The organism is Stenotrophomonas sp. FR010 (genome assembly GCF_047520755.2).
Taxonomy (GTDB): domain Bacteria; phylum Pseudomonadota; class Gammaproteobacteria; order Xanthomonadales; family Xanthomonadaceae; genus Stenotrophomonas; species Stenotrophomonas sepilia.
The window spans coordinates 44,770-54,474 of record NZ_JAXBQT020000026.1 but is presented as its reverse complement, the minus strand read 5'-3'; the positions used below and the strand labels follow the sequence as shown (position 1 = coordinate 54,474).

At 66.9% G+C, this 9,705-nt stretch carries 8 protein-coding genes; 1 reads left to right on the top strand and 7 read right to left on the bottom strand.

The genetic code is table 11. The features are described from left to right. Window positions 1-57: 57 nt before the first annotated feature. Genes lipA through ACM0PK_RS18905 form a run of 3 tightly spaced genes read right to left on the bottom strand, consistent with a single transcriptional unit; the run spans window position 58 to window position 2,063 of the window. Window positions 58-1,068, bottom strand: coding sequence for a lipoyl synthase (lipA, locus tag ACM0PK_RS18915; RefSeq protein ID WP_072167187.1), 1,011 nt, complete (start codon window positions 1,066-1,068; stop codon window positions 58-60). 18 nt (window positions 1,069-1,086) lie between these two features. Next, a complete protein-coding gene (lipB, locus tag ACM0PK_RS18910) occupies window positions 1,087-1,797 on the bottom strand; it encodes a lipoyl(octanoyl) transferase LipB (RefSeq protein ID WP_072167188.1) in 711 nt (236 codons plus the stop codon). Next, window positions 1,785-2,063 (bottom strand): YbeD family protein, encoded by a 279-nt coding sequence (locus tag ACM0PK_RS18905; RefSeq protein ID WP_065196483.1) that lies wholly within the window; start codon window positions 2,061-2,063, stop codon window positions 1,785-1,787. Before ACM0PK_RS18905 ends, lipB begins: the two co-directional genes overlap by 13 nt. A 351-nt stretch (window positions 2,064-2,414) precedes the next feature. Between ACM0PK_RS18905 and ACM0PK_RS18900 the strand changes: the two genes are divergently transcribed. Then, on the top strand, window positions 2,415-3,473 hold the full coding sequence (locus ACM0PK_RS18900; protein WP_080376906.1) for a lipid A deacylase LpxR family protein: 1,059 nt from the start codon (window positions 2,415-2,417) through the stop codon (window positions 3,471-3,473). 244 nt (window positions 3,474-3,717) lie between these two features. Here the strand turns inward: ACM0PK_RS18900 and ACM0PK_RS18895 are convergent, their stop codons facing one another. The 4 genes from ACM0PK_RS18895 to rodA form a co-directional block, all read right to left on the bottom strand. Next, window positions 3,718-4,938 carry a D-alanyl-D-alanine carboxypeptidase family protein gene (locus ACM0PK_RS18895; RefSeq protein ID WP_061479685.1) on the bottom strand — a complete coding sequence of 407 codons (1,221 nt, stop codon included), beginning with the start codon at window positions 4,936-4,938 and terminating at the stop codon, window positions 3,718-3,720. Window positions 4,939-5,038: 100 nt separating this feature from the next. Continuing rightward, a complete protein-coding gene (locus ACM0PK_RS18890; protein ID WP_053498246.1) occupies window positions 5,039-6,310 on the bottom strand; it encodes a septal ring lytic transglycosylase RlpA family protein in 1,272 nt (423 codons plus the stop codon). Beyond that, window positions 6,307-7,452, bottom strand: coding sequence for a lytic murein transglycosylase B (gene mltB, locus ACM0PK_RS18885; protein ID WP_414607750.1), 1,146 nt, complete (start codon window positions 7,450-7,452; stop codon window positions 6,307-6,309). Before mltB ends, ACM0PK_RS18890 begins: the two co-directional genes overlap by 4 nt. A gap of 1,091 nt (window positions 7,453-8,543) precedes the next feature. Further along, the gene (gene rodA, locus ACM0PK_RS18880; protein ID WP_414607749.1) at window positions 8,544-9,638 is read right to left on the bottom strand and encodes a rod shape-determining protein RodA; all 1,095 of its coding nucleotides are present in this window, start codon (window positions 9,636-9,638) and stop codon (window positions 8,544-8,546) included. Window positions 9,639-9,705: the final 67 nt, after the last annotated feature.

Below are 9,705 nucleotides of genomic sequence, written 5' to 3'. Positions count from 1 at the left end.
GTGCGGACCAACGGTCCGCACCCACAGGAGAAGCAGCTCCCACCCACCGGGAGGGTGTCAGGAAACCCCTGCGCCCTTGGCCTGCACGTCGGCGTGGTACGAGGAGCGCACCATCGGGCCGGACGCCACATGGCTGAAGCCCAGCTCGTAACCGTAGTCTTCCAGCGCCTTGTAGTCCTCGGGGGTCCAGTACTTCAGCACCGGGTGGTGGTGCGCGGTCGGCTGCAGGTACTGGCCGATGGTGATCATGTCCACGTCGTGCGCGCGCAGGTCACGCATCGTGGCCTTGATCTGTTCGAAGTCCTCGCCCAGGCCCAGCATGATGCCGCTCTTGGTCGGCACGTCCGGGTGCTGCGCCTTGAAGTTCTTCAGCAGGTTCAGCGACCACTGGTAGTCCGCACCCGGGCGCACGTTGCGGTACAGGTCCGGCACGGTCTCGATGTTGTGGTTGAACACATCCGGCGGGTTCTGCGCCAGGATCTCCAGCGCACGTTCCATGCGGCCCTTGCCGCGGAAGTCCGGGGTCAGCACCTCGATGCGGGTACCCGGCGACTTCTCGCGGATGGCGGTGATGCAGTCAACGAAGTGCTGGGCACCCCCGTCGCGCAGGTCATCGCGGTCGACGCTGGTCACCACCACGTACTTCAGGCCCATGTCGGCCACGGTCTGGCCGAGGCTGGCCGGCTCGTTGGCATCCGGCGGCTTCGGGCGACCATGGGCCACGTCGCAGAACGAGCAGCGCCGGGTGCAGACCTCACCGAGGATCATGAAGGTGGCGGTGCCATGACCGAAGCACTCGTGGATGTTCGGGCAGCTGGCTTCCTCGCATACCGTCACCAGGCGGTTCTCGCGCAGCTTGGCCTTCAGGTTCTGCACGGCATTGCCCGAAGGAATGCGCACGCGGATCCAGGACGGCTTGCGCAGTACCGGCGCGTCGGCGAACTGCACCGGCGAACGGTTGATCTTGTCACCGCCCAGCTGCTTGACCCCGGCCTGCAACGGCGCGGTGGACGGAGAATCGCCCTGCACGATCTGCAGGGGAATGGAACGGGCGGTGGTTTCAGTCATGGCAGTTCCGGGGGGCGGTCAGGCGGCCGCAGAAAGATCGGGCCGTTCGGGCGTGTGCTGCAGCAGCAGGCCAAACTGGCGGGCCAGGTGGTCCAGCAGCACTGGCTTGACGGCGTCCATCCCGGAGGGGCCGCCCAAGTCCAGCACCGAGGTCACCTGCAACCCCTGATAGCCACAGGGATTGATGCGGTGGAAGGGTTCCAGGTCCATGGCCACGTTGAAGGCCAGCCCATGGAAGGTGCAGCCGCGGCGCACGCGGATGCCGAGTGCGGCAATCTTGGCACCACCGACGTAGACGCCCGGGGCGCCCTCGCGGCGTTCGGCGCCGATGTTCCACTCGGCCAGGGTATCGATGAGCGCCTGCTCGATGCGGCACACGTAATCGCGTACACCGATGCCCAGCCGTGGCAGGCGCAGCAACGGATAGATCACGATCTGGCCGGGACCGTGATAGGTCACCTGGCCGCCGCGGTCCACGTGCAGCACGGGGATGTCGCCCGGCGCCAGCACATGCTCGTCCTTGCCGGCCTGGCCCAGGGTGAACACCGGATCGTGCTCGACCACCCACAGCTCGTCGGCATCGGCGTCGCTTCGCTGGTCGGTGAAGCGCTGCATGGCGCGCCACACCGGTTCATACGGCTGGCGGCCGAGGTCACGGACCAGCGCCGGACGCGGCGCACGGTCCTCCGGGGCGGCTTCGGCCGGGCAGGAGTCGGCTACAGCGTCCACTTCACTTCCGGGTGGTCACGCAGCGCCTGGTGCGCCAGGTCGTACTGTTCGCGGCTCCCGGCCTTGAACACGATGCGGACGGACACGTACTTGCCGTTGGAGGAGTGCTTCCAGCTGATGCGTTCGTTCACCACATCGATGCCGGCGGCCAGCAACAGGCGGGGAAGCTCATGCTCCAGGCCGCGGTTGGCCGGGCCCATGGCGCTGAGCTCGAACTGGCCGGGGAACTGGAAGCCGTGGTCGGGGTTGTCGGACTTGATTTCCATGGCCCCATTATCGGGCCGCAGGGCGACAAACCCAAGAGTATTCATCAACGCCAGGACCGCACCGGCGGTCTGCTGCGTTGCAGGCGGCCCAAAGGGACGGGCCTGAGGCCCAACGGCAGCTGACTGCAATCTCCTGACCGTCACCAGCGCGAACATCGTACGGGCGGCCCGCGACCGCCTTCACGCCAGGCCCGCGGCGCGTGCGCGGGTAACAAATTGTGCCCGCCGGACAATGTTGTTTTCGGAACAGACAAGTGATCCGGACGTGCTCGTTCCGACGCGCGGGCACGAGTACCGTAGCGTTGCAGAAAACGACTGAAAACCGCCCCCTTCCCCATGAGCATTCCATCCATGCGTAGTGTCGCAGCTCTCGGGCTCGCCGGCCTGCTGGCCTCTGCCCTCCCCCTTGCCGCCCAGGCGGCCGAACAATGTGGCCCGGACGCCATGCGCGACCACCCGCCGCAGGTCAATTTCCGCGTCGACAACGACCTGTTCGGCGGCCGCCACCAGGACCAGGGCTATACCAACGGTGCGCTGTTGACCCTGGTCTCCCCCAATCTGGTCGATTACACCGACGACCCCTGCCTGCCGCGCATGGCGCGCTGGGTGAACCGGTACCTGGAAGGGCTGCATCCGGGCAAGTTCGAACAGCAGAACATGATCTTCAGCATCGGCCAGGGGATCTTCACCCCGACCGATTTCACTCGCAGGGACCTGATCGAGGACGACCGCCCTTACGCCGGCGTGCTGATCGCGAACTTCGGTTTCAATGCGCGCAGCGGCGACCGCCTGCAGACCACCCAGCTGACACTGGGCGTGGTCGGTCCGTGGGCACAGGGCAAGCAGGTGCAGAATGCCGTGCACGACGTGCTGGGCGACGAAAAATTCAAGGGTTGGGACAACCAGCTGCACAACGAACCACTGTTCATGCTGACCCATGAGCGCATGCGCCGCTGGCCGGGCGATGCCAGCGTCAATGCCGACGGTTGGGGTTGGGACGCGATCAGCCACTACGGCGGGTCGATCGGCAACCTGGAAACCAAGGCCAATTTCGGCGGTGAAGTGCGCTTTGGCTGGAAGCTGCCAGACGACTTCGGCAGCACGCCGCTGCGCCCGGCCGGCGAGAACACCGCGCCGACCCGCCGCGGCCGCCCCAGTGGGTGGTCCTGGCACCTGTTCGCGACCTCGGACGCTGCCTGGGTGATCCGCGATATCACCCTCGATGGCAACACCTTCCGCAACAGTCACAGCGTGGACAAGCGCCATGTGGTGGCCTACGGCGGGTACGGCGTGGCGGTGATGTACGGCCGCTGGAAGTTCGCCGCCGCGCGCTACCACAGCACGCGCGAGTTCAACGGCCAGCGCGAGGCGCCGGTGTTCGGCAGCTTCACCATCAGCCGGTCGCTGTAGGCGAGGGGCTGATGGTGAAGCGGGTAGGTGCCGACCGTTGGTCGGCACACCGGTTACTGCATCGCTCGCTGTAAGCGAGCGGCTGAGGGTAGTGCCGGCCGCTGGCCGGCTGTTGGCATATCCGGATGGGTTCAAGCGGAGCCGGCCAGCGGCCGGCACTACCCGCATCCGCACGCAACCGGCATCCCGAAACAGAAAAGGCCGGCATTCGCCGGCCTTTTCGTTCACCACGCCGGGGCGTGGATCATTCCGATTCCCACCACATCCAGAAGCTGTCCCACAGGCGCTTGAAGAAGCCGGCCTGCTCGACGGCGGCCACGGCCACCAGCGGCGCTTCGGCGACGACCTTGCCATCCAGGGTGACCTTCACGGTGCCGATCTGCTGGCCGGCGGTGAACGGTGCTTCCAGGGTCTTGGGCACATCGATGCTCGGCTTCAGGTCGTTGTAGCGGCCGCGCGGCACGCTCACCAGCATCGGCTGGGCCACGCCCAGCTGCACCTTGTCGGTGGTGCCCTTCCAGACCTTGTGCTCGGCAACGGCCTTGCCCGGCTCGTACAGGCGGTGGGTCTCGAAGAAGCGGAAGCCCCAGTTCAGCAGGGCCAGGCTGTCATCGGCGCGCTGCTTTTCCGACGCACCGCCCAATACCACGGCGATCAGGCGCTGGTCGCCACGCTGCGCCGAACTCATCAGGCAGTAACCGGCTTCGGAGGTGTGGCCGGTCTTGATACCGTCCACGCTGCCGTCGCGCCACAACAACAGGTTGCGGTTCGGCTGCTTGATGTTGCCGACCTGGAATTCCTTGATCTTGTTGTACGCGTAGGTTTCCGGGTAATCACGCACCATCGCGCGGCCCAGCAGCGCCAGGTCGTAGGCGGTGCTGTGGTGGCCTTCGGCAGTCAGGCCGTGGGCGTTGACGAAGTGCGAGTTCTTCATGCCGATCTTGGCGGCGTAGCTGTTCATCAGCGACGCAAAGGCTTCTTCGCTGCCGGCCACGTGCTCGGCCAGGGCGATCGCGGCGTCATTGCCGGACTGGATCGCCATGCCCTTTTCCATGTCTTCCAGGCGTGCGGTCTGGTTGACCGGGAAGCCGCTGTAGCTGCCATCGGTGCCGGCGCCGCCTTCGCGCCAGGCGCGCTCGCTCATCATCACCTGGTCATCCGCACGGACCTTGCCGTTCTTGACCTCGGCGGCAACCACGTAGGACGTCATCACCTTGGTGATGCTGGCCGGCGCGAGCTGCTCGTGGATGTTCTCGCCGGCCAGCACCTGGCCGGTGGCGTAGTCCATCAGCACCCAGGCCTTGGATACGCTCGGCACCGGCGCCGGCGGGGTGGCAACGGTGGCCGGGGCGGCAGCGGCGGCGGCGGGCGCCGGCGTGGCCGGGGTCGGCAGCGGGGTCTGGGCGGAAGCCAGGCCCACCACCAGGGTGGCGGCCAGGGCGGTGGCGGCGGAACGGAAATTCATTGGACAGCAGGCTCCAGGGGACGGCCAGGAATGGAGGGTGGAACGTAGTGGCCATTGTAAGGCCGGGGCAGCATGGGCCGGCAGCACCGGCCCGGGCGGGTCAATCCTTGACGATCTGCGGCGAACCCAGGCCCAGACCGGCAATGCGGCCGACAAGTTCCGCGGCACTGGCATGGTCGCTGGCGGGAACGCGCAGGCGGAACAGGGTGCGGCCACCGGCGGCGATGTCGCTGATGGTCGCGCCAACGATGCCGGCGGCGTTGAGCTGGCCCATTGCGCGGTTGGCATTGTCGCGGCTGGAGAAGCTGGCGACCTGCACCATCACCGCGCCTACCACCTGCTGCGACAGGCTGGGGGCCGTCGGTGTGGCCGGCGTCGTACGCGCCGGCGCCGGCGTGACCGCGCGCGGCGCCGCGCTGGCGACGGCAACCGGTGCCACAGGGGCGCTGCGCGCCGGCGGTGCGCTCGGCGGCAGGCTGCTGACCGCCACGTCCGGCACGGCGCTGGCCACGCCCTGGGTGGTGGCCGGCTGGCCACGCGCAGGCATGGCGTCGGCCGGCAGGCGCTTGACCAGGCGATCAATGTCGCTGTCGGCGGTGGCACGCGCAGCCGTTACCGGGCGCGTACTGGCCGCCGCGACAGCCGTTTCGGCGGCACGGCGCTCGCGGCGCGACGGCTTTTGGGCCAGCAGGTTGCTCTCGCCCGGTTGCAGCGCACGCACTTCCACGTTGCCGGTACCGCGCTGGGTGATGCCCAGTCGAACCGCGGCGGCATAACTGAGATCGACCACGCGACCGTCATGGAACGGGCCACGGTCGTTGACGCGCACGATCACCGATTCGCCGTTGTCCAGGTTAGTGACGCGGGCGAAGCTGGGCAGCGGCAGCGTCTTGTGCGCGGCGGTGAACTGGTACATGTCGTAGACCTCGCGGTTGGAGGTCAGGCGGCCGTGGAACTTGGCGCCGTAGTACGAGGCCGTACCGCGCTCGACATAGTTGCGGGTGTCGTCGAGCACCTTGTACGACTTGCCCAGCACCACGTACGGCGACTTGTTGCCGATGGCCGAACGCTCTTCGGCGGTCACTTCCGGCTCGGGAATGCAGGCGACGTTGGGAATGTAGTCCGGGGTGCTGTCACGCACGCCGGGCTTGTACAGCCCCCCGGCGGTGTAGTTGCCGCGCGTGTTCGGGTCTTCCTTGGCCGCGGCATAGGGCGAGCCCTCCGGGCAATGCGCCGGGCGCGAGCCGCGACCCTGCACCACCGTGCCGCTGGGCTTGCCACCGTGGCCGGCCGTGGCCGGCTTCTTCGGCGCACTGCTGCAGGCAGCCAGCGCGAGGACGATCAAGCTCGGGACCAGCCATCTGATGTTCATGCCGGGGGCAGCTCCTGTCCGGCGATGGCCTGCGACAACTGGAACACGGCCATCGCGTACATCTTCGAGAGGTTGTAGCGGGTGATCGCGTAGTAATTCTGGAAGCCCAGCCAGTACTGCTTGCCGGTGCTGCCCTCAAGTGTGATCGGCGTTGCGGTGGCGCCCGGCTGCACCGCAGCGCTGGGCTGGTAGCCGCGCTGCGCCAGGTCGGCCAGCGACCAGGTCGGCATCCATTCGGTCGGGTAGAACTCCTCGCGCCCCGGCGCCAGCGTGGCCGGTACGGCCACCTGGCCACCACGGACCCAGCCGCCCTTCTTCACGAAATAATTGGCGATGGACGAGAACACATCGTCGTAGCTGGTGAACAGGTCGCGACGGCCATCGCCATTACCGTCCACGGCGTAATCGAGATAGCTGGACGGCATGAACTGGCCCATGCCCATCGCACCGGCATAGCTGCCCTTGAGCGTGGTGATGTCCAGCTTTTCCTCACGGCCCAACTCGAACAGCTTGGCCAGCTCATCGCGGAAGAACAGCTCGCGGCGCACTTCGCGTTCCAGCTTGGCCGGGTCGCCACTGCGCGGGTAGTAGAACGCCAGCGTGTACAGCGCATCGAGCACGCGGTGGTTGCCGGCATTTTTCCCGTAACTGGTCTCCACGCCGATGATCGCCACGATCACTTCGGCCGGCACGCCGGTGCGCTGCTGCACGCGATCCAGTTCGGCACGATGCTGGGCCAGGAACGCGCGGCCGCCATCGATGCGTGCCTTGCTGATGAACATCGGCCGGTATTCGTTCCACGGTTTGACCCGTTCGGCCGGGCGCGACATGGCGGCGATGATCGGCTGGCGCACCTGCGCCTGATCGAGCACGCTGCTGATCTGCTCCGGCTTCAGCCCATAGCGCTTGGCCGTATCGGCAACAAAGCGGGCCCGTGCGACCTCGAACGGCACCGGAGTGAGATCGACCGGCGGCGCTGTAGCAGCGGCCGCTTCGGGCGCGGCTTCGGCCGGGCCGTGGGCCTTGGTGGCGGGCTGGCGCGGCGTACTGCTGGCCTGGGGCGAAGACGGTGGGGACTTCGGCTGGGTCGCGCAGGCGACCAGGCCGAGGGTGAGCATGCAGGCCAGAGTGCGTCGAATCATCGTCGCAGGTTAGCAGGTCATGGATGAATTAAAACCCCTAACACCATGAATCACAACGATTTGCCCACGTTCAGCGGGAAATGTGAAGACGTCGTGATCGAGCTTCCCCATTCAGATAGAGGTGGCCGGTTGCGTCCCCATCCCCGCAGACGCAACCGGCGACCGGATCCGGTCGGTACCTGCGCGGCTGCCGCTCCCCAGTGGCAGTTCCCCGCGCTCCCTGTACCCGTTGGATCAGTACTGCTCCCGCCCGACGCCCCCTCGCGCTGCATCGATTGACGGCGCGCCGTGCCGAACGGGCCGCCATTGTGCAGGCCGATTACGACAAGTCAATTGATCAAGATCAACGCGGTGTAAAAATGTGAACCAGATAACGTTTTTTGCGGGCTTTCGTCGGGGAGCGTGTTGCGTCGCATTGTTGTGAGAACGCTTCCACAACGGGCAATGCGCAGCGCCAGGAAGTCTTCGGCCAACGGCGCAGCCCCTCGTGGGTCGCCGCGAAGGGCAGTTCACGGGTGAGGCCAGGTAGATGGGCTGCGCAGGGGCCGCTGCAAGTACGTCCATGTAAGCTCGGTCGCCGCATCCATGCGGCTCACGCCCCTGCGCAGCCCACCTACCCGGCCACGGACAGGTTCCGGGCGCGTCCACCCACGGAGAAGAAGAGAAGAACAAAATCAAAAGCAGCCTGGCTGGCCTCTTTCTGTAGAGCCGAGCCCGCGCTCGGCTGCTTTCCGGCCTGTCCGCGAAGCCGAGCATGGGCTCGGCTCTACGCGAGCAAGCGCAGCGCTGCGATCCGCTGTTGACCTTCTTTTTCTTCTCCGTGGGTGGACGCGCCCGAAAACTGTAAGGGGGCGGGCGCGGTGGGTTCGCGGGACCGTTGGCGCCATGGATGGCGCCATCGAGCCCCCAGGGGTGAGGGCGCTTTGCTTGCGAAGCACTGCTTCGCAAGCGCCCGAACGCACAGCCGCCAGCGGCTGGGCCGGACCTCGGAGGGGGGTTTACGGCGTGTCCCGCGAACCCACCGCGCCCGCCCCACACATGAGCCGCGTTACACGACCACCCACGAGGGACGGCGCCGTTGGCTGGAAACCCTATCCCCCGTGCACGGGCCGGTGCCCGCGTACCGCCATCACCAACCCGACGCCGGACAGCAACGAGACAGCGGATGTCCCGCCATAACTGATCAGCGGCATCGGAATGCCCACCACCGGCAGCAGGCCGGAAATCATTCCGCCGTTCACCAGCACGTAGACGAAGAACGCCAGCCCCAGGCTACCGGCCAGCAATCGCGCGTGCGTGTCGCGCGCGTGCACGGCAATCCACAGGCAACGCCCCACCACGAACAGGTACAGCGCGAACATCGTCGCCACGCCGATCCAGCCAAACTCTTCGGCCAGCACCGAGAACGCAAAGTCGGTGGTGTACTCGGGCAGGAAATCCAGCGTGGCCTGCGTGCCCTGCCCCCAGCCACGTCCTTGCCAGCCCCCGGAACCGATCGCGATACGCGATTGCAGGATGTTCCAGCCGGTACCAAGCGGGTCGGCCGCCGGGTCGAGGAAGGTCAACACGCGATCCTTCTGGTATTGCCGCAGCAAGCCGAACCACGCCAGGGGTGCAGCCACTGCCAGCCCTGCTGCCCCGGCCGCCAACCAGCCCCAGTGCAGGCCCGCCAGCAACAACGCGAACACGCCACTGGCAGTGACCAGCGTGGCGGTGCCGAGGTTGGGCTGCATGAGGATCAGTACCGCCGGCACGCCGATCAGCAGCGCGGCAGTCAATACCGTGCGCGGCGAGGGCGGCAGTGGTTGCCGATGCAGGTACCACGCCATCATCAACGGCAGGCTGAGCTTGAGCAGCTCGGACGGCTGCAGGTAGAACACGCCGAGGTTCAGCCAGCGCTGCCCGTACTTGCCGGTGCCGATGACGTACACCGCCATCAGCGGCAGCATCGACAGCGCGTAGATCGCAGGGGTCCACGCACGCAATCCCGGCAGCGAAACACGCGACAGCAGCCACATCGCCAACAGCCCACCGGCAAAGCGTGCCGCCTGCCCGGCCACCGGGCCGGACACGCTGTGCAGCACCGCCAGGCCGGCGCCCATCAGGATCAACAACGCGCCCAGCAACGGCAGATCGATCGTGCGCAGCGCCTCACGGCAGCCGCCAAGCAGTCGTTTCCATTTCACGCGGGCACGGTAGCAACGGGTGCTTGCGTGAAGCTGTCATTGTGGTCCTGCGTTTGCGCGCAGCCGA